This window comes from Psychrobacter fjordensis, assembly GCF_904845995.1.
GTDB classification, from domain to species: Bacteria; Pseudomonadota; Gammaproteobacteria; order Pseudomonadales; family Moraxellaceae; genus Psychrobacter; species Psychrobacter fjordensis.
This window is the reverse complement of sequence record NZ_CAJGYP010000001.1, coordinates 1,668,020-1,686,074: the sequence shown is the minus strand read 5'-3', so window position 1 is coordinate 1,686,074 and position 18,055 is coordinate 1,668,020. Positions and strand designations below refer to the sequence as shown.

19 protein-coding genes are annotated in these 18,055 nt (G+C 42.2%); 7 read left to right on the top strand and 12 right to left on the bottom strand.

The genetic code is table 11. From position 1 onward, the window contains the following. Positions 1 to 314: 314 nt before the first annotated feature. The gene (locus tag JMW61_RS07110; RefSeq protein WP_406947825.1) at positions 315 to 1,106 is read left to right on the top strand and encodes a cytochrome C assembly family protein; all 792 of its coding nucleotides are present in this window, start codon (positions 315 to 317) and stop codon (positions 1,104 to 1,106) included. Positions 1,107 to 1,197: 91 nt separating this feature from the next. Here the strand turns inward: JMW61_RS07110 and purU are convergent, their stop codons facing one another. Then, the gene (gene purU, locus JMW61_RS07105) at positions 1,198 to 2,130 is read right to left on the bottom strand and encodes a formyltetrahydrofolate deformylase (RefSeq protein WP_227687378.1); all 933 of its coding nucleotides are present in this window, start codon (positions 2,128 to 2,130) and stop codon (positions 1,198 to 1,200) included. A gap of 455 nt (positions 2,131 to 2,585) precedes the next feature. Between purU and rpmB the strand changes: the two genes are divergently transcribed. Both rpmB and rpmG read left to right on the top strand, forming a co-directional pair. Further along, entirely contained in the window at positions 2,586 to 2,822 is a 237-nt protein-coding gene (gene rpmB, locus JMW61_RS07100; protein WP_010201401.1) for a 50S ribosomal protein L28, read from the top strand. 133 nt (positions 2,823 to 2,955) lie between these two features. After that, entirely contained in the window at positions 2,956 to 3,111 is a 156-nt protein-coding gene (gene rpmG / locus JMW61_RS07095) for a 50S ribosomal protein L33 (RefSeq protein ID WP_010201403.1), read from the top strand. Positions 3,112 to 3,221: 110 nt separating this feature from the next. On the opposite strand, the gene JMW61_RS07090 is transcribed toward rpmG, so the two are convergent. The 11 genes from JMW61_RS07090 to ispH all read right to left on the bottom strand — a co-directional run bounded on the left by JMW61_RS07090 (position 3,222) and on the right by ispH (position 13,369). Next, the gene (locus JMW61_RS07090) at positions 3,222 to 3,533 is read right to left on the bottom strand and encodes a hypothetical protein (protein WP_201550077.1); all 312 of its coding nucleotides are present in this window, start codon (positions 3,531 to 3,533) and stop codon (positions 3,222 to 3,224) included. A 184-nt stretch (positions 3,534 to 3,717) separates the two neighbouring features. Further along, positions 3,718 to 4,029, bottom strand: a complete 312-nt coding sequence (locus JMW61_RS07085) for a hypothetical protein (RefSeq protein WP_110923264.1) — start codon at positions 4,027 to 4,029, stop codon at positions 3,718 to 3,720. 120 nt (positions 4,030 to 4,149) lie between these two features. Next, complete coding sequence (locus JMW61_RS07080) at positions 4,150 to 4,506, bottom strand: hypothetical protein (RefSeq protein WP_201550076.1); 357 nt, start codon at positions 4,504 to 4,506, stop codon at positions 4,150 to 4,152. A gap of 140 nt (positions 4,507 to 4,646) precedes the next feature. Next, a complete protein-coding gene (rpe, locus tag JMW61_RS07075; protein ID WP_201550075.1) occupies positions 4,647 to 5,336 on the bottom strand; it encodes a ribulose-phosphate 3-epimerase in 690 nt (229 codons plus the stop codon). Between the two features lie 112 nt (positions 5,337 to 5,448). Further along, entirely contained in the window at positions 5,449 to 5,697 is a 249-nt protein-coding gene (locus tag JMW61_RS14390; protein WP_320158104.1) for a TIGR03643 family protein, read from the bottom strand. A 298-nt stretch (positions 5,698 to 5,995) separates the two neighbouring features. Continuing rightward, complete coding sequence (gene fghA / locus JMW61_RS07065) at positions 5,996 to 6,886, bottom strand: S-formylglutathione hydrolase (RefSeq protein WP_201550073.1); 891 nt, start codon at positions 6,884 to 6,886, stop codon at positions 5,996 to 5,998. A gap of 39 nt (positions 6,887 to 6,925) precedes the next feature. After that, positions 6,926 to 8,404 (bottom strand): C13 family peptidase, encoded by a 1,479-nt coding sequence (locus JMW61_RS07060; RefSeq protein ID WP_201550072.1) that lies wholly within the window; start codon positions 8,402 to 8,404, stop codon positions 6,926 to 6,928. 421 nt (positions 8,405 to 8,825) lie between these two features. After that, on the bottom strand, positions 8,826 to 10,793 hold the full coding sequence (gene htpG, locus JMW61_RS07055; RefSeq protein WP_201550071.1) for a molecular chaperone HtpG: 1,968 nt from the start codon (positions 10,791 to 10,793) through the stop codon (positions 8,826 to 8,828). 470 nt (positions 10,794 to 11,263) lie between these two features. Beyond that, a complete protein-coding gene (locus tag JMW61_RS07050) occupies positions 11,264 to 12,079 on the bottom strand; it encodes a thioesterase family protein (protein ID WP_201550070.1) in 816 nt (271 codons plus the stop codon). Positions 12,080 to 12,107: 28 nt separating this feature from the next. Beyond that, positions 12,108 to 12,353, bottom strand: a complete 246-nt coding sequence (locus JMW61_RS07045) for a hypothetical protein (protein ID WP_201550069.1) — start codon at positions 12,351 to 12,353, stop codon at positions 12,108 to 12,110. Between the two features lie 59 nt (positions 12,354 to 12,412). Next, positions 12,413 to 13,369 (bottom strand): 4-hydroxy-3-methylbut-2-enyl diphosphate reductase, encoded by a 957-nt coding sequence (gene ispH / locus JMW61_RS07040; protein ID WP_201550068.1) that lies wholly within the window; start codon positions 13,367 to 13,369, stop codon positions 12,413 to 12,415. Positions 13,370 to 13,692: 323 nt separating this feature from the next. Here ispH and gmk point away from each other — a divergent pair, with 323 nt between their 5' ends. The 4 genes from gmk to JMW61_RS07020 all read left to right on the top strand — a co-directional run bounded on the left by gmk (position 13,693) and on the right by JMW61_RS07020 (position 17,960). After that, a complete protein-coding gene (gmk, locus tag JMW61_RS07035) occupies positions 13,693 to 14,319 on the top strand; it encodes a guanylate kinase (RefSeq protein WP_201550067.1) in 627 nt (208 codons plus the stop codon). Positions 14,320 to 14,506: 187 nt separating this feature from the next. Next, positions 14,507 to 14,767: a DNA-directed RNA polymerase subunit omega gene (gene rpoZ, locus JMW61_RS07030; protein WP_110923274.1), complete on the top strand. Its 261-nt coding sequence runs from the start codon at positions 14,507 to 14,509 to the stop codon at positions 14,765 to 14,767. A gap of 333 nt (positions 14,768 to 15,100) precedes the next feature. After that, positions 15,101 to 17,299, top strand: coding sequence for a RelA/SpoT family protein (locus JMW61_RS07025; protein WP_201550066.1), 2,199 nt, complete (start codon positions 15,101 to 15,103; stop codon positions 17,297 to 17,299). 280 nt (positions 17,300 to 17,579) lie between these two features. Next, positions 17,580 to 17,960: a RidA family protein gene (locus JMW61_RS07020; protein ID WP_110923276.1), complete on the top strand. Its 381-nt coding sequence runs from the start codon at positions 17,580 to 17,582 to the stop codon at positions 17,958 to 17,960. Positions 17,961 to 18,055: the final 95 nt, after the last annotated feature.

Sequence of the window (18,055 nt, the reverse complement as noted above, 5' to 3'; positions counted from 1 at the left end):
ATGAGATGTTAGCCATTGGCTCACATTCTCTAAAAATGCCCTATAAAAAATCGTATTATCAATACTATAGCATCAAGCAGGCGCAAAACTTATAGGGTTTTTGCAAAATCATTCACTCCTAAATATATCATTTAGAGCTATCTGTTCTATTTAACTTACTCTGGCTAAACATTTATAAGGAATACGCAAGATGGTACTCAATTGGCTGCCATTTTATGATAAATTGGATAATTATTCTAATCATTCCAATAATACCACTTTAGCATTCACCTGAGCGGCTATTTTCACTCAGTATGAGACGAGGCTTTATGTCTGTGCACCTTGCATTCTTACTTGCTAGCCTAGCTTATATCTTAGTCAGCATTTACATCGGTTGGGCGCTGATTCGAAGCACACCTATTCGGAAAGACATCAGCTTGGGTCTATTGACGGCTGGCATGGTCGCGCACGCAGTGCTGCTCTATCCCTATGTCGTAACTCTTTATGGTCTAAATTTTAATCTGTTTAATACCATTAGCCTGATTAGTTTGTTTTTCTTGTTTTTCTATATGCTATTTAGTCTCTATCGCCCCATCATTAGCCTTGGCATCTTAGCTTCGCCAACGGCACTTATGGGCATGACCATTGGTTATGTTGGTCGTGCCCCTTATCAGCCCATTACTGATATCAGTATCGGGCTTGAGGCTCATATACTGCTCTCTCTCGCCGCCTATTGTGTGCTGCTGATGGCAGCGGTGCAAGCGCTATTTTTACGCCTACAAATCCGCGAGCTTAAGCATCATACGATTCATCGGTTTTGGGTCAACAAACTCCCTTCACTACAAAGTATGGAAAGCTTATTGTTCGATATGCTTTTGGTGGGCTTTGTCTTGCTCAGTATTGCGCTAGGCATTGGTTTTATTTATGTGCAAGACCTGATGGCTCAGCACATTGTCCATAAGACCGTCTTTAGCCTGCTTTCATGGTTGTTGTTTGGCACACTACTATTTGGTAGTTGGCGCGCAGGGTGGCGTGGTAAGCGTGCTGCTAATATTACCATTTATGCCTTTATTCTACTGGCCATTGGTTTTGTCGGTAGCAAGTTTGTTTTAGAGATGCTGCTATAAAAGATAAAATCAGCAAAGGCATCATGGTCGACAGCAATAGTTATTACTGCCGACCACCATCACATTACATGAGTTCTCTATTCGCTTTGTCTTAGTTAAAAACTACGGTCTTGTTCCCTGCCACAATCACACGGTTCTGCACATGCCAGTTCACAGCGCGCGCCAGTACATTACGCTCGATATCACGGCCAATAGCACGCAGCTCCGTCACACCTTGACGATGCGTCACACGATGCACGTCTTGCTCTATGATAGGCCCTTGATCCAGTTCAGCAGTAACATAATGCGCCGTTGCACCAATCAGCTTCACGCCTTTATCATAGGCTTGACGATAAGGATCTGCCCCCACAAAGGCTGGTAGAAATGAATGATGAATGTTGATAACTTGCATCGGCCAACGCTTCACAAAGTCAGACGACAATATCTGCATATAACGCGCCAATACGAGCAAGTCATTGCCTGCCATCAATTTATGAATCTGCTCTTCTGCCTCAGCTTTATTATTCTTAGTCACTGGTACATGATGAAAAGTAATACCAAAGTTTTCTACCGATTGACGTAAGTCAGGATGGTTGCTGACGACAGAGGTAATCTCGCAATCAAGAAGACCGCGCTGATGACGCCATAACAAATCTAATAACGCGTGATCAAACTTCGATACCAAAATACCGACCTTGGTTTTAATTGCATTATTGTGTAGTCGCCATTCCATACTGTGGCGTTTGGCTACTGTATGACCAAAACTGGCTTCAAAATTATCAATAATATCGCTCAGTCCTGCTAAGGCAAATTCTAAACGCATAAAATACTGACCGCCTTCATGGGCAGTTGAATACTGATCGAGAGTAATGATATTGGCGCCATATCGATGTATAAACTCAGATACAGCTTGTACGATGCCTGCTTGATCTTTGCATTTAATCAGCAATGTCGCGGTATCGATAGCAACTGGAGCGGCTGTATTTATAGAAGTGGTACTCGACTGTATATTCGATGATGAAACCGTTTTTGTATTATCTGACATAGTAAGCCCAATTAAAAATAAAACTCGCTACTAGGTTCAAATGCTAGTAGCACAGGAAACTGGCTATTTTAGTCTTTTTTGCGAGTCTTTGCTGACTGAGTTGATGATTTTTTATAATAACTGATACAAAATAACCTCAAGTGAAAATTAATCTTTACTATTAAACAATCAACAACATAGCCCATTCATTTCAGGGTATAATGACCACCCTTTAAACCAACAATAATCATAAAAATATTTGAGTATTCATCTCTTTTATGGTATAAATGTCGGCTTTAAAATTTTCTGAATTGGTATGCTTGTTATTTGCCTTTAGATAACAGTAATATCAACTCAACATTCATATAGTTTTGTTTGGTGCAAAGCTGCCGCTTGCTGTGTCCATGCCGCAAAAACGTGCAACTTGCCCAGACTGGTATGAGAAAAACTCATACCTCATAGATTAGGAGTTCGCCATGTCTCGAGTTTGCCAAGTGACTGGAAAGCGCCCTATGGTGGGTAATAATGTTTCGCACGCAAACAACAAAACCCGTCGTCGCTTTCTACCAAACCTTCATAACCATCGTTTTTGGGTAGAGTCTGAAAATCGTTTTGTACGTCTACGTGTGTCTACCAAAGGTATGCGCACTATTGACAAACTTGGTATCGATAAAGTGTTAGCAGATATGCGCGCACAAGGTCAAAAAGTTTAAGTTAAGACTTGCAGCTTGATATGTTGATGATTTTCAGCAATTGAGCTGCTTTTCTGCTACATCTTATGTAGCTACTTAATATTTTAGATCCGTACCTATCGTTTGAAGACCCCTCATTTACAGGAAAGCTATCATGAGAGATAAAATTAAGTTAGTATCAACAGCTGGTACTGGGTATTACTACACCACTACTAAAAACAAGCGCACTATGCCTGGCAAAATGGAAATCAAAAAGTTTGATCCAAAAGTACGCCAGCATGTAATCTTTAAAGAAGCTAAAATCAAATAATTACCATTTTTATCAATGGTTTTATCTGAAAAAAAAGGGTTTATCAATTGATAAACCCTTTTTTTCGTTTTGATTAATTATCCATCACTGACGACTAATCAAATCACTTATCAGCTGTAGTGCGTTGGCTCTTTGTCATAGACATGTGCATGCCATTGGCTCATCTGCTTTTGCATAATGACCTGAATCGCTGCATGAATCATATGCTGACCAATCGCTTGAGTGTCACTACCAAGCAGCTCTTTGAGTTTTTCAGAAAAATCAATGGTCATCAATGGTGCTTCATCTTGTTCGGCATCACGCAAAAGCAACCTACCATCATCCGCTTCTACTAGCTCAAGTGTGGTCTCTTTGGCAAATCCTGCAAGTTGATCGGTACTCTCGTTATCTACTTCTATATCGTTATCGATATCGTATGGCATGAATTTGCTCCTTATTATCCCGTCCAATACTGGCAAAAAATCGCATATAGCCACATTATTGTTTTGCAGTAATACGGGTAAAACTGTCTTACTCATACAATGGACGCTTTCACCTTGGAATTCAAGGGCTGTCACATAAGTCTTCTACATAGATGAGCACTTAAATGAGATGTTTCTTATAAAATCAATGCCAGTAACGCAGCTTTCCTAAGGTAAATAAGAAGGCCACAAACATGCCAAGGTAATAAACAAGCTTTAGCTCAAGCGTGCGATCTCGATATTTGAACGGTAGTGCAACAGTGGCAGTCGCGGTAGGCAGTATCAACAGCATGAGTAGCCAGTTTTCAATGACATTTAGCCAACCTTGTAAATCCGTACCATTACGTAACGAAGCCAAGCCCAATAGCAAACACGCTATAATTAAGCTCGTAAACAAACCGTTTGGTAAATCTTTTGGGTAAATAATTCTGGCAATACTGGCTGGCATAATTCGCATGTAAAATCCCAGTCATACTTATATAGCATGACTTCATGATTAAAAAGTGTATAGAAAACAGCTTATAAAATATGACAACGCTACCTGTATTAAGTAGCATCGTCTTTGCTGCTAAAGCCTTTAACTATAAGTACCCATCAACCATAGCATCGAAATACAAGACGTCAAATAGCCCAAACTAATAGCATTCCAGCTCTCGATATGCATACCTTTAACCTTGTTAAAAATACGTGATCCTACCCAGAACAACAGGGGAATACCCAGTACAAATGAGGGCACGATTACGGCTGCATGACGCAATACTTCTCCGACATCATCGCCGACCATTAGACGAAAACCATAACCTGCTAGACTCAAAACGAGCGCAAACACCGCTAGGCCAATAGTGATACCTTTCGGAACTAAGCTACGTTGCTGCGCTGTGCTTGCTGCTGGTTCCGGCGACACTGACGAGTTGATTGAATTTTTTATGTCCATATTCCACCTACCTTTACGTAACTTGCTGTTAGGCATCGTTATAAGTTATACAGCATATTTTAAGACTCTTTTGCGCCAATAGCATTGGGGCATTTTCGCTATCACACTATACGGCAGTGACTGACAGCTATTGGCAATTATTAACAGTTATTAGCCAATGCAAGCTCTACACGCATCGCGTCGATAGCAGACTTATAGTCTTCTTGATTAAATATCGCAGAGCCCGCGACGAACATATCAGCACCTGCCTCAGCTATCGCACGAATATTACTGGCTTTGACACCACCATCAACCTCTAATCTAATGTCTCGGCCACTGGTGATAATACGCTGACGAACTTGGCGTACCTTGTCTAGAGTACCTTCAATAAACGACTGTCCACCGTAGCCAGGATTGACACTCATCAGTAGAATTTGATCCACTTTATCCATGACATAATCTAAATAATGTAATGGCGTTGCCGGGTTTAATACCAGACCACATTCAGCACCACCATCTTTAATGAGCTGTAACGAACGGTCAATGTGTCCACTGGCTTCTGGATGAAAAGTAATAATGCTCGCACCCGCTTCCAAGAACTGCTCAATCATACTATCGACAGGTGACACCATCAGGTGTACATCAATAGGTGCATCAATACCATAATCGCGCAGTGCCTTACAGATCATACTACCAAACGTCAAATTGGGTACGTAATGATTGTCCATCACATCAAAATGAATCACATCGGCACCTGACTCTAATACCTTTTCAACTTCTTCGCCTAAACGTGCAAAATCAGCTGAGAGTATCGATGGTGCAATAAGATATGGTTTAGAAGGACTAATCATAATTGAGCTACCTAATTGATGTATAAATAAAGTATTAATAAAATAGAAAGAAACTTGCAACTGGTGTGTCTATTATAGCAGGCATCAAGCGACTGATATTGAGTGCAAATGACTAGCGCTGCTTGTACTGAGTTTTACAATAAGCACGCCCAACGCCAAAATCTCGTTTCGCTTGATGTTTGGTAGCGCGGTTGCTCACTCGCTGACGCCATAACCGAAAAGACGACGGCTTGAGCTCTTGGCGCATGAGTTTAATAACCCCTGCTTCATTGAGACCATAGCTGTGCTCGATAGCGCCAAATGGTGTCCTGTCTTCCCATGCCATCTCTATCACTCGCGAGATTTGAATCTCATCAAGCACTCTATCACCAGCGTCATTGATGTTTTTTGCGACAAACTCATCTGAGTTAGCTTTAGAGACTTGCTCACTGTTGCTATGCTGCTTATTTTTTAGAGCGGCATCCATATCAGCTTGCATAGTCGCAAGTGCTGACGGCGCACTTTTAGACTCTGAGTGGGTGTTACGTATTGAATGGGTCTCACGTATTGAATTCGCATTGGAATTAGATGCTGTTAAATCTTGATAACTTGCCATAATTTTACCTTTTAAACATTAGCGCGTGTTGAGCGGCTTAGTGAAAAGATTTCCGCTTCAATGCCTAGCTAAGTTGTGCCATGCGCCAATGATGTTCGATATGGTCGTTGATAACGCTCTGAATAAAATAATAACTGTGGTCGTGACCCGCCTGATAACGCAATGTTAAAGGCTGTTTGGCTTTTTCACAAGCCTGTTGTAACTTAGCAGTTTGCAACTGACCTTCTGCTAAAAAATTATCAGCCCCGCCTTGATCAACCAAAATACTAGAGTACTGCTGACCGACTTTTTCGATCATTTTTGAGGCATCTGCTTGCGACCATAGTGACTCATCCTTACCAAAATACTCAGTGTAAGCAGCCTCACCCCATGCTGACTCACTGGCAGCGCATACTGGCGACAGTGCAGAAACACTGACAAACTTACTTGGGAATTTGAATCCTAGTAGTAAAGCACCGTGACCACCCATTGAGTGCCCTGTGATACCAATGCTATGGATTGGGAACTCTGAGCGCAGCAAGTCATATAGCTCATCGACGATATAGCTTTGCATATTGAAGTTGTCTGCCCAAGGTGCTTGAGTAGCATCGACATAATAGCTAGCCCCTTGACCCACAAAATAGCGTTCATCATTGGGTACGTCATGGCCTTCACTGCTTCTAGGAGAAGTATCAGGCGCGATTAATATCATGCCAAGCTCACTACATTTCTGCTGGAAATGCGCTTTGTGCGTGACATTGTCAGCATTACAAGTAAGACCTGATAAGTAAAGAATCGCTGGGCAAAGTCGGCCCGCAAGCGCTTCGTCAGGCAGGTAGATGCTGAACGTCATTGGCGTTTTGGTAGACGTTGATTGATGACTATAATAGTGTTGCTCGCCATCAAAACAGCGATTCACACTTTTCTTTGTCAGCGGTGAATTGGCGGATAAACTGTGATTATAAGAATGATTCATGAGTGATGTTCCTTTTGTTCAAAGCAAAATACACAATATTTAGTTTGTAGTACTGGCGGTCTCAACGACTGGCTGATTACCATCGTTATCATTAACGATATTAATAGCCGTATCAGACTCGTTAGTGATACTAGCGACGGATGGTCGTGTGTTATCAAATAATACCTGCTCAAATGCAGGCAATGCTGTTTCCATGAGGCTGCCGATGACCATCTGCGGCTCTGATGGCTCAAAGCCCATTAAGTTCTCGCGTTCACTAACACGCAATCTCGCGTCTTTAAATGCTGTCTCAAAACTGGTGTTACTTCGCAGACTCTCAGCAAAAAATGCTTGTCCAAAATAAGTCATCTCTGCTGTATTGGTACAGCCAAATGAGGCTTTATCAGCAGCAGATGCGGTAATCACCACTGTAGTCGGTGACGCTAAGTCATCAATAAATGAGCCTGAATAACAAGCGGATACTACAATTACACGCCAGCGAATACCTGACGCATCTAGCGCCTCACGTAGCCAAGCGGCATCTAAATTATCCATCTCAATCGGTGGATTTGCCAGTTGTACGATGTCCTCGTTGCCATGTGAAGATAGCGTGAGAAATAAAACATCTTCATCGGCATTCATCTGTTGACCGATTCTTTTCAGACCACGCAAAATACTTGTCTTGGTAGCGATTGGCTCATCCATCCAGCTATAGGTGTTGTTGATCAGTGATAGTGAGTGTCCGCTGGTGCCAAAACGCACATCGAACAGCTCACGCACCTTATTAATCTCAGAACGGAAAACGTTTTGATCAGAGAAGCCTGCAACGCCCATAAAGTACCAGTCGGTCTTACCTGGCGTACTTGGATCAATGCTGTTTAATGCTTGCTGTAATAAACGTGGCTGCTCATATAATGCCGCTTCTTCTAAAACAGGCTCTACAGGAATCTGCTTAAATATCGGTTGGTCAGCGACATTACGCTGCCAAATCGTGAGAAGTGCAACAGCACCTACCAGTACGATAACCCGCTCCCACCACGGTATACGCAAGCGATGGAAGAAAATCCACATCAACGCTAACGTCTGCCATAAGAACAGCACTAAAAATAAGACGGGTAAAAATGAATAACTCCAATTGGGCAACCAACCATAGCTACTCAAGTATTGCACCAAGCTCTGTAATAGCGCTGACAATGTATCAGCAACCAACCACAACACCACGGGCACAAAAACCAGCGCTTGATTACCAGCACGCCGTGCCAGAATAATGCCACTCAATAGGATAATCATCGGCCAAATTAGATAACTGACCAACCCTTGCTCATTAAAGATACTGCCACTTTCGGCAGCCAACCAAGAAAACAAGACATTGCTACCGAGTGCTAATAGCGCAAACACGGCAAACTGTATAAAAGTGGGCTTGACCCAAGAAAACGCACGCGTCGACCCTACCAGCATCCATAAGGTTGCAATAATATTGGCAGCGAAGTTGAGCGAAAAGCGCTGAAGAGATACGGTTTTTAACGACGCAAGTGACAAAGACTTAGACCTCTAGCCAGCCGAGAAAATAAAGTGAGTCAATGATAAGTATAGTCGGGGTAATTTAGAGTTAGTACAAGGCAACCGAGTGTAAATAGTACAGCTGTACCACACACAAGATTAGCACCGTATCAACCTACTCATACTTTGACTATATTTTGATATGTTAGCCATTTAATGCCATTAATTTACATTTTTGCATGGCATATAAATATCAATTTTATATTTAATTCACTATGAAATGATTATAAGCGGCATTAAATACTGCCTAATAGTTTAGCTCGCTAATCTATCGCGATTGTAACGGATTGTCGGTCAAGAGGATAAGGCTGATTTGTAAAATTTGCTCATATTTGAGCTGAAAAACCAACAAAAAAGAGGCCTTGCGTACAAGACCTCTTTTTTTATCAAATACCAGTCATTATCTCATCAATAACTCATTGACACGTTTTAGATAAGCGGCTGGATCTTCTAATTGACCACCATCTGCGAGCAATGCTTGATCAAAAATCACTTGCGCCAAATCATCAAACTGTTCGCTGCTTTCAAGCTTCTTAATCAATGGATGATCAGGGTTTACCTCAAGCGTTGGTTTGCTCTCTGGTACGTCCTGTCCCATCTGCTTAAGCATCTGAATCATCTGCGGTGACAGCTCGCCTTCACCCACAACCAAACAAGCTGGGCTATCAACCAAACGAGTAGACACTTTAACGTCTTTAGCACGCTCGCTTAGAGCTGCTTTGAGCTTATCGACTACTGGCTTTAAGGTTTCTTCTGCTTTTGACGCTTCCGCTTTCTCTGCTTCATCTTGCAAGTCACCTAAATCTACTGCGCCTTTCGCGATGTTTTGCAGCGGTGTCTCATCAAATGAGGTTAAGAAGTTCATCGCCCACTCATCGACACGACTGGTCATCAAAATAACTTCGATGCCTTTCTTTTTGAACAGCTCAAGTTGCGGACTATTTTTTGCCGCAGCCAAATTATCAGCTGTTAGATAATAGATGGCTTTTTGGCCTTCTTTCATACGGCCTTTATAATCTTCAAAACTGGTTTTTAGACCGTCTTGCGTGCTGGTGGCATAACGAAGCAATTTGGCAATACGTTCTTGATTGCCCATGTCTTCGCCAAGACCTTCTTTGATAACATCACCAAACTCTGCATAGAACTGTGCAAACTTTTCTTGCTTATCGCTATCTTCGCTATTGCCTAAACTTGCCAATGTCGTCAAGATACGACGCGCGTTACCATCACGGATAGACTTCACATCACGTGACTCTTGTAACAGCTCACGGCTGACGTTTAGTGGCAAGTCTGCTGAATCGATAACGCCTTTAACAAAGCGCAAATACATCGGTAGCAGCTGCTCTGCTTCATCCATAATGAAAACACGTTTGACGTATAACTTGAGGCCATGTTGCTGCTCTCTAGTGTACAAATCTTCTGGTGCTTTCTTAGGGATATACAGAAGCTGCGTATACTGAACACGGCCTTCTACACGGTTATGTGTCCACGTAAGCGGCGCATCCATGTCATACGAGATGTTTTTATAAAAATCAACATACTCATCATCTTCAATTTCAGATGCTGAACGTGTCCATAGTGCACTGGCCTTGTTAATGGTTTCCCATTCGTCAGTCAATACCATCTCGCCACCAGCAGGCGCCTGATCATCAGTGCTGTCGTCTTCGGCTACATCTTCTTGCCAGATCTCTTTACGCATCTGAATCGGTAAGCTGATATGGTCAGAATATTTATTCACCAAGCGCTTGATTTTGCCACGATCTAAATAGCTGTCTTCGCCTTCAGAGTACTCTTCTTTTAAATGCAAAGTGATCGCAGTGCCGCGTGCGGCTTTGGTGATAGGCTCAACTGTGAAGCTACCTGTACCATCTGATACCCAGCGTACACCTGTATCCGCAGGCTCGCCTGCTTTGCGTGATTCAACACTGATGGTATCTGCCACGATAAAGCCTGAATAGAAACCAACACCGAACTGGCCGATTAGTTGGCCTTCTTGCTTTTGCGACTCAGAAAGTTTATCTAAAAATGCTTTGGTACCTGATTTGGCAATCGTACCTAAGTTTTCGATAGCATCCGCTTCATTCATACCAATACCATTATCGGTAAAAGTAATGGTTTTAGCATCTTCATCAACAGCGATGCGAATTTTTAACTCGCCATCATCTTCATAAAGGCTATCATCATTGGTACCTTCAAAACGCAATTTGTCACAAGCATCAGAGGCGTTAGATACTAGCTCACGGACAAAGATGTCAGCGTTAGAATACAGTGAATGCGTCACTAAATGCAGCAACTGCGCCACTTCCGCTTCAAACGTATGTTTTTTTAATTCTGGATTCAGACCTTCAGCTTGAGTTGCTTCACTCATAAAAACTCCTTTAAATTCTATGAAAGACCTATTATAAGATAACGATAAATTTGCCAGAGCTGACCTACTAATATTAGAAAACCTGCCGTGCGCAATATCGTTAAACTGTCTATACTAATAGGGGCATAGAAGAAAATTTCAAGCGTAAATAGGTTATTCAATAAAAAACACCGCCTTAGTTTCCTAAAGCGGTGTTTTCAGATAGTACTTATTGTTGCTCAGTACTCATAAAAGCTTTCTTCCAATAGTAAACAACTCAAGTTGCACAGCTTACTCTGAATAAGCTTCTAGCAATATATCCAGAATAGTAGTTAATTTTTTTGAAAAACGATTGTTCTTTTCCATAGTAACCTTCAGTGCAGTAATATTGTCTTGGTAGACACCATTACAACCGATTACTATGATTATGTAAAATATATTAAATACATATTTTTGTTTTGTTTTTTAAAACAATAAAAATCATTAAACGTTTAGCGCGGCATCGGACGAATCGTTAAAATTTGCTCACTGCGACCAAACGGCCCTTGTACGTCATGTAACACCGCACTGGTCAGCCCTATTCCATCATCGCCGTATTGCTGCACCGCTTCGATACCGAGCCAACGACCTTGTGGTATACGGTGCATATGAATTTGCAAATCAGTGTTTGGAAACATCCATTCTAACTTTGACAACCCAAGACCAAGTCGCGGTACGACACCATTGGCAGTATCAACCATGCCTAGCAAGTGCACCATGTCATCGGTAGGTTCGCCTTCGATCATTTCCATATCATTGGTAATCCACACCATCCCTTTACCAGGGCGACGGTCAGGTTCCGCAACTAGGCGTACGCTTTCGATAAAACCACCCGGCCAGCCTTTCATATCTTCCCAAACTGGTAAATCTTCAGGTCTATGTTTGGCTTTTTGGTCTTCAAGCCCTGCTATAGGACTGGTATCTTGCGTCATGAGTCGCCACGCTCGTGCAATGATGGCATCACGACCGCGACTGCTCATCACTGCCTCAACCAGCTCAATGGTCTTGCCCGGACGAATACAACGCGTGGTAATGGTAAAATCATCAAGCGGTATTAGCCCTAAAATATCGAGACTGATACGGGCAATACGAGTACCTGCTTGCGGTGCATAGCCTTTTAGTTCAGCAGTAAGCAAGCCTGTCGCTGGTGCCATGTGTTGCTCATGCTCATTCCAAGCACCTTGTGCATGCTTGGTCGGCTGATAGTATGCAACGCTAACGCCATCATCCTGCTGTTCTCGTTTGATAAACTTATAATAAGCGGTCATAACTGTCCTATATTTTTTGTTTTTTATTCTATTGAGTAAGCTCTTGCTTTCTTAGCATGAGGATATTACGAGCTTTTCTTATAAAAAATAATAAAAAAATCATCAGCACGACGAGTGCTGCATAAAAAAATGTTTTTTCTGACATAAATTTCATCATGTTCATAAACAACACAAATGCTACTACCACAGTCACCAGCATATTAATTTTTAATTGCTTATTAACTTCAGAGAGAGTGGCAGTTGCTAGTACAAATTTATTGTTTTGCTTGTTCATTCTACTGTGCTCATAGTAGGTTATTTTAATCGTGAACTTTCATAGTAGTTGATTTTACGCTACTTACCGACTTGGGTAATCGGAATACGTAGCGCTTTAGGCAAACTAAATATCACGTTTTCCTCAATACCTGATAACTCGCTAGGCAGGTCGCCACCCCAGTCTTGTAGCTGCTGCAGTACTTCTTGAATCAATACTTCAGGCGCTGATGCACCAGCAGTCACACCTATACTCTGCACACCATCCAACCAGTTTCTGTCCATTTCACTGGCATTATCAATCAAATAAGCACGGCAATTCATACGCTCTGCTAATTCACGCAGACGATTAGAATTCGATGAGTTTGGTGAGCCAACGACTAAGACCACCTCACAGCGGCTGGCTAAGTCTTTTACCGCATCTTGGCGGTTTTGGGTGGCATAGCAGATATCATCTTTACGTGGGCCTTGGATACTAGGGAACTTCTCACGCAGCGCATCGATGACGCGCGCCGTGTCATCCATAGATAAAGTGGTTTGAGTGACGAATGCTAGACGCTCAGCATCTTGTACGGTCAATGCTGCGACATCGCTTTCATCTTCAACCAAATGAATATGACCACCATGGCGACGGTTAAAGCGTCCCATCGTGCCTTCCACTTCAGGGTGTCCGGCATGACCAATCAATACCGCATCCATTCCATCTTGTGCAAACTTAGCGACCTCAATGTGGACTTTGGTCACTAGCGGACACGTAGCATCAAATACCGTCAAATCACGACGCTCCGCTTCATCTTCCACCGCTTTTGACACGCCATGAGCAGAGAAAATAACAATAGAGCCATCTGGCACTTCGTGAAGCTCTTCGACGAATACCGCACCGCGATTGGCCAAGTCAGAAACGACAAATTTGTTGTGTACCACCTCGTGGCGAACATAAATGGGTGGCTCAAAACGTGTCAATGCTTCGTTCACAATCGCAATCGCGCGATCCACACCAGCACAAAATCCACGTGGATTGGCAAGATAAATTTGCATAAGAAGGCCTATCATTAGATAATTTATAGTTAAAGCTTATTTAAAAAGCTTCAATTCAAATATTGGGATGAATTCATTCTGCTACTTTAGCATAATTTGCTTTTATTGCTCTTGAAAATAGCATGTACTAATAGCAATGAGTGATACAACTCACTGATATAACAGTAGCGTCTGGACAAGAGTGGCTTTAATTAAAATAAAAGCCACAAAAGCAGTTTATAATGACTTACTTCACATAGCTTCTATTGCCTTGTATGATGGCGATTTTTATTTTTACCAGTCTTTAATTGTTTATCAGAACACACTCCATTAGGACAAATTGTATGACAGGTTCATTATTTATTATTACCGCCGCCTCTGGTACTGGCAAAACTTCACTGGTTAAGCAGTTACTTGCCACCACCAACGACTTAACGGTCAGTGTGTCACACACAACTCGCACACCGCGTCCTGGTGAGCTCGATGGTCATCATTATCATTTTACCGACGTGGATAGTTTCTTGGCAGATATCAATGAAAATAAGTTTTTAGAACACGCAGAAGTGTTTGGTAACTATTATGGGACGTCAGAGCAAAGCGTGCGTACGCAGCTAGAGGCAGGCGTTGATGTCATCTTAGAGATTGATTGGCAAGGCGCGTTGCAAGTGAAAAAAATATTCACTGAAGCGACGATGGTTTTTATCTTGCCGCCCAGCCTTGCCACCTTACGTCAGCGTTTATCGACTCGTGCACAAGACAGCATAGAAGTCATCGAGCAGCGTTTGGCAGGTTCGGTGAATGAGATGTCGCAGTATGTGAACGCCGACTTTGTTATCATTAATGACAACTTTGAAGTCGCCTTGACTGAACTAAAGGCGATTATCGTGGCAGACAGACAGACTCTCGCTCGCCAGCAGCAGCGTTATCACCGCACGATTAGTAACTTGCTCAACAGCAACGTAGACGTATAAACCAAGCACCCATAACTGCCTAGTAGCACATAAATTAAGTAGCGACAAACAGATACGCAAAAAGCAACTACGCGACTGGGCAAAAAATGCTATAATGTCTAGCTATTCCCCTTTTATATTTTTGATATTATTTTTATTGAGTAGCGGTAAAGTCCGAGACTAATAAAAACAACCGAGGTAGCTATTTATGGCACGAGTGACGATTGAAGATTGTTTGGATAATGTTGATAATCGCTTTGAACTAATTTTAGTAGCAAGTAAGCGCGCACGTCAATTGGCCAAAGGTCTCGCTGAGCCTATGGTTGATGTCGATAACGACAAGCCTACTGTATTGGCATTACGTGAAATTGCCGCTGGTAAAATCACTCGCGATATTCTGAATCAACCAGAGCATAATTTTGCGACCAGCTCGCTAGATTTAGCACTATCAGGCGATCACAGTTTTTAGTAAACTGATTGCTAAAATAAGCATGTAGCTACTACATGCTTATAATAGAAACCACAGCTTATGCTGTGGTTTTTTGATTATAAATTATAACGATAGCCACTGGACTGTTTTAACCCCTATTTATCCGTCAACACCTACCATTGGGTTATAATTTTTAATTTTTTATAGCGCCGACTCGCTTAGCAGTTGACATTGAATGTGATTTGCGATTAATTAGAGGATGGGCTACCCATTTTTATCTTTTTCTCAAGATTTTTATAGTATTCACTCAGTCACCATTTACCTCGACAGACAATCAGGCAAATAGGTAATGGAAAATAGGATCGTTACTTTATGAGTCAAACCTTACCCAAACTCAGTCATCACCTAGTCGATGACGCTCAATATAATTTGCTGCGCTCAGTAGGTTATCTCACTGCCGCTGAACGCCGTGATATTGTTGATGCCTGTGAGTTCGGTGATATTGCGCACATCAAAGACAAGCGCAAATCAGGGGAACCTTATATCACCCACCCGATTGCGGTTGCTGAGATACTGGCAGGTTTTCGATTGGACCGAGATACCGTTATCGCCGCCATTTTGCATGATACGGTCGAAGATACTGATGTGAACTATGAGCAAGTTGAACAGCGCTATGGCATCGTGGTGGCAAGACTGGTTGATGGTGTGACCAAGCTAAAATCCTCTTCGCATAATAAGCAACAAAATAAAGCTGCGACCTTTCATAAGATTTTGACCGCCACACTTGCTGATCCACGCGTGTTGATTATTAAGCTTGCCGACCGCTTGCACAATATGTCTACGCTTGATGCGGTACGTCCTGAAAAGCAACGCACGACGGCACAAGAAACCCTAGATTTTTATGTACCATTTGCACGACTGATGGGTCTCAATGATATTGCTGATTATATCGAGGTGCTGTGTTATCGCAATCTTGACTCTGATATGTATAACAAGATATCTGATAAGTTACTACAACATGGCCTAGGACGTAACTTTCAGAGAGAAGCCATTCATCGCTATTTGAGTATCGTACTCAACAACTTGGATCTGAATGGACTGGTCACTGTCCTAGACAATCGCGTGGTGATATACCGACAATTTTTCCGAAACCGCGGCGAGATTAATGCGCTACTACGTCATTATGCGTTTGAGATTATTCTCGATAATATCGAAGCCTGTGACAAACTCGCTTATTATCTGATTAAAAAATATCAAATTGACGATACTCATATCGCGGATAACATTCGTCGGCCTCTACCGGGCGGCAATCAATCGCTCACGCTTATCTATGAGCGCGATAACGATGTGGTCAAAGTCACTATTTTGACCAAGCAAATGCAAAGTGCCGCCAGACTCGGGGTCATCGGTGCAGAACATGCCTCCGATGTCAGTCAATCGGTCATTCAAGCATCACTGCGCAATATGAAAGACTTGGTCGATGAAGACAATTTAAATGCACACAGTCCTGATTTTGCAGCAGCAGTCGCTACGATTAATGAGCTGATGGATTATCTGCACTCCAGTAAAATCATCTGCTATAGCCCGAAAGGTCGTGCTTATGAGCTCCCACAAGGGGCAACGGCGCTAGACTTTGCTTATGCTGTCGGACCCATGGTAGGTAATGTGGCCGTTGGTGCCAATATCGAGGGCAAAGCTGCCAAACTTGGCACCGTGGTAAAAAATGGACAGCTGGTTGAAATTGAAGTCAACAGTCACTCAGAGCCGAAAGCAGAATGGCTTGGGTTTGTGGTCACCAACAAAGCCCGTGAAGAAATTTTGCGTTGGTTTAAAGACTTATCCGCCGCAGACAAGCAGCATCATGGTCAGCAAGCACTAGATAGAGCACTTAGAACCTACCAAAAAAGTCTGGATGATTTGACCGAAAGTGATTGGAAAAACCTCACTGAATGGCGTGGACTGACAGAAAAAGACGCACTATTTGAACAGATAAGCTCTGGCACACTACTACCGCAACTCGTGGTGACCCGCTTATTCAGCGATGAAGTTCATGATTTGCAAGCTCGAGAGCATAGCGATGACATGACTCAGCCACAACAGCTGATAGTAAATGCCTCTGGAGTTGAGCTTGATTTTGCCAACTGTTGTCATCCTATCTATGGCGATCCTATCGTTGGCCATTTATCGCGCCATGGTCTGGTAGTACATCGACACAAATGCTTCTCTTTGGACGACATCCGTAAGGACAACCCTTATCAAGTAATTCAGCTACGTTGGCGCAATGATAAAGCGGTCAAACAAGGCGATCCAGATGAATACAATATTAAAAACACTGGCAAAATTCGCTTCCCTGCTTATTTGAAGCTCTCCGTTGCTCTCAGCGACGAACAAATCACTGAAGTCATTTATCATTTACGTCAATTAAACATGGGTATCGAAACTGTCGATGTCCGTAACAGTGATACCATCATTCATATTATTGTACGTAGTCGCAATCATTTAGCACAGGGTATTCGAGAGCTGCGCTCATTACTTGGCTTTCCTAATATCATACGCCTATATCAACTATAATATAGGGTTTGTTATTTATAAGAATAGTGTCTGAGTTGTTTTTAAGTCGTATATAGGTCATCTTGAATTGGTCATCAGAGCGATGACTTATCGTTAAAACTTGCTTAAGAAAGTGTTGAATATTCTCTTCATCAATTTTAGAAAAATCTCAAATAGTGATAAACTGTTTTACTTGATTTTTAGCACCTACAATTAAAGCTTATCGTCATTTATACTGAAATCTACGAAATGACGATACGCCACTACTAACCAAACCAAAAAAGCATAAAAAGGACATAATATGACTCGTCAAACTATCCAAACTGATAAAGCCCCTGCCGCTGTTGGTACTTACTCACAAGCCGTAAAAGTCGGCAACACTGTCTATATTTCAGGTCAGTTAGGTTTCGATCCTGATACGATGGAGTTAAGAGAAGGTTTTAAAGCGCAAGCAGAGCAAGTATTCGAAAATATCAAAGCCATCTGTGAAGCTGCTGGCGGCAGTTTGAATGACGTGGTTAAATTCAACGTGTCGTTAACTGATTTGAGTGATTTTGCTGTTCTAAACGAAGTATTCGTTGCCAATTTAAGCGAACCATACCCTGCCCGTGCAGCAGTTCAAGTAGCAGCATTACCTAAAGGTGGCGTGGTTGAGATTGAGTCTATTCTATATATTGACTAATTTTGACAGTGACTAACTTTAATGGTGACTCTGCTTAAATAAAATATTGTATATTGAACCATCATAAGCTTAGCATCATGCTAAGCTTATTAGTC

Excerpts from the sequence above, each read along its gene's own strand:
- JMW61_RS07090 (WP_201550077.1), bottom strand. The coding sequence starts at position 3,533 with ATGCCATACGATATCGATAACGATATAGAAGTAGATAACGAGAGTACC.
- rpmG (WP_010201403.1), top strand. The coding sequence starts at position 2,956 with ATGAGAGATAAAATTAAGTTAGTATCAACAGCTGGTACTGGGTATTAC.
- JMW61_RS07080 (WP_201550076.1), bottom strand. The coding sequence starts at position 4,506 with ATGGACATAAAAAATTCAATCAACTCGTCAGTGTCGCCGGAACCAGCA.
- rpmB (WP_010201401.1), top strand. The coding sequence starts at position 2,586 with ATGTCTCGAGTTTGCCAAGTGACTGGAAAGCGCCCTATGGTGGGTAAT.
- ispH (WP_201550068.1), bottom strand. The coding sequence starts at position 13,369 with ATGCAAATTTATCTTGCCAATCCACGTGGATTTTGTGCTGGTGTGGAT.
- gmk (WP_201550067.1), top strand. The coding sequence starts at position 13,693 with ATGACAGGTTCATTATTTATTATTACCGCCGCCTCTGGTACTGGCAAA.
- JMW61_RS07050 (WP_201550070.1), bottom strand. The coding sequence starts at position 12,079 with ATGACCGCTTATTATAAGTTTATCAAACGAGAACAGCAGGATGATGGC.
- fghA (WP_201550073.1), bottom strand. The coding sequence starts at position 6,886 with ATGAATCATTCTTATAATCACAGTTTATCCGCCAATTCACCGCTGACA.
- JMW61_RS07085 (WP_110923264.1), bottom strand. The coding sequence starts at position 4,029 with ATGCGAATTATGCCAGCCAGTATTGCCAGAATTATTTACCCAAAAGAT.
- JMW61_RS07025 (WP_201550066.1), top strand. The coding sequence starts at position 15,101 with ATGAGTCAAACCTTACCCAAACTCAGTCATCACCTAGTCGATGACGCT.
- JMW61_RS07020 (WP_110923276.1), top strand. The coding sequence starts at position 17,580 with ATGACTCGTCAAACTATCCAAACTGATAAAGCCCCTGCCGCTGTTGGT.
- rpoZ (WP_110923274.1), top strand. The coding sequence starts at position 14,507 with ATGGCACGAGTGACGATTGAAGATTGTTTGGATAATGTTGATAATCGC.
- JMW61_RS07045 (WP_201550069.1), bottom strand. The coding sequence starts at position 12,353 with ATGAACAAGCAAAACAATAAATTTGTACTAGCAACTGCCACTCTCTCT.
- htpG (WP_201550071.1), bottom strand. The coding sequence starts at position 10,793 with ATGAGTGAAGCAACTCAAGCTGAAGGTCTGAATCCAGAATTAAAAAAA.
- purU (WP_227687378.1), bottom strand. The coding sequence starts at position 2,130 with ATGTCAGATAATACAAAAACGGTTTCATCATCGAATATACAGTCGAGT.
- rpe (WP_201550075.1), bottom strand. The coding sequence starts at position 5,336 with ATGATTAGTCCTTCTAAACCATATCTTATTGCACCATCGATACTCTCA.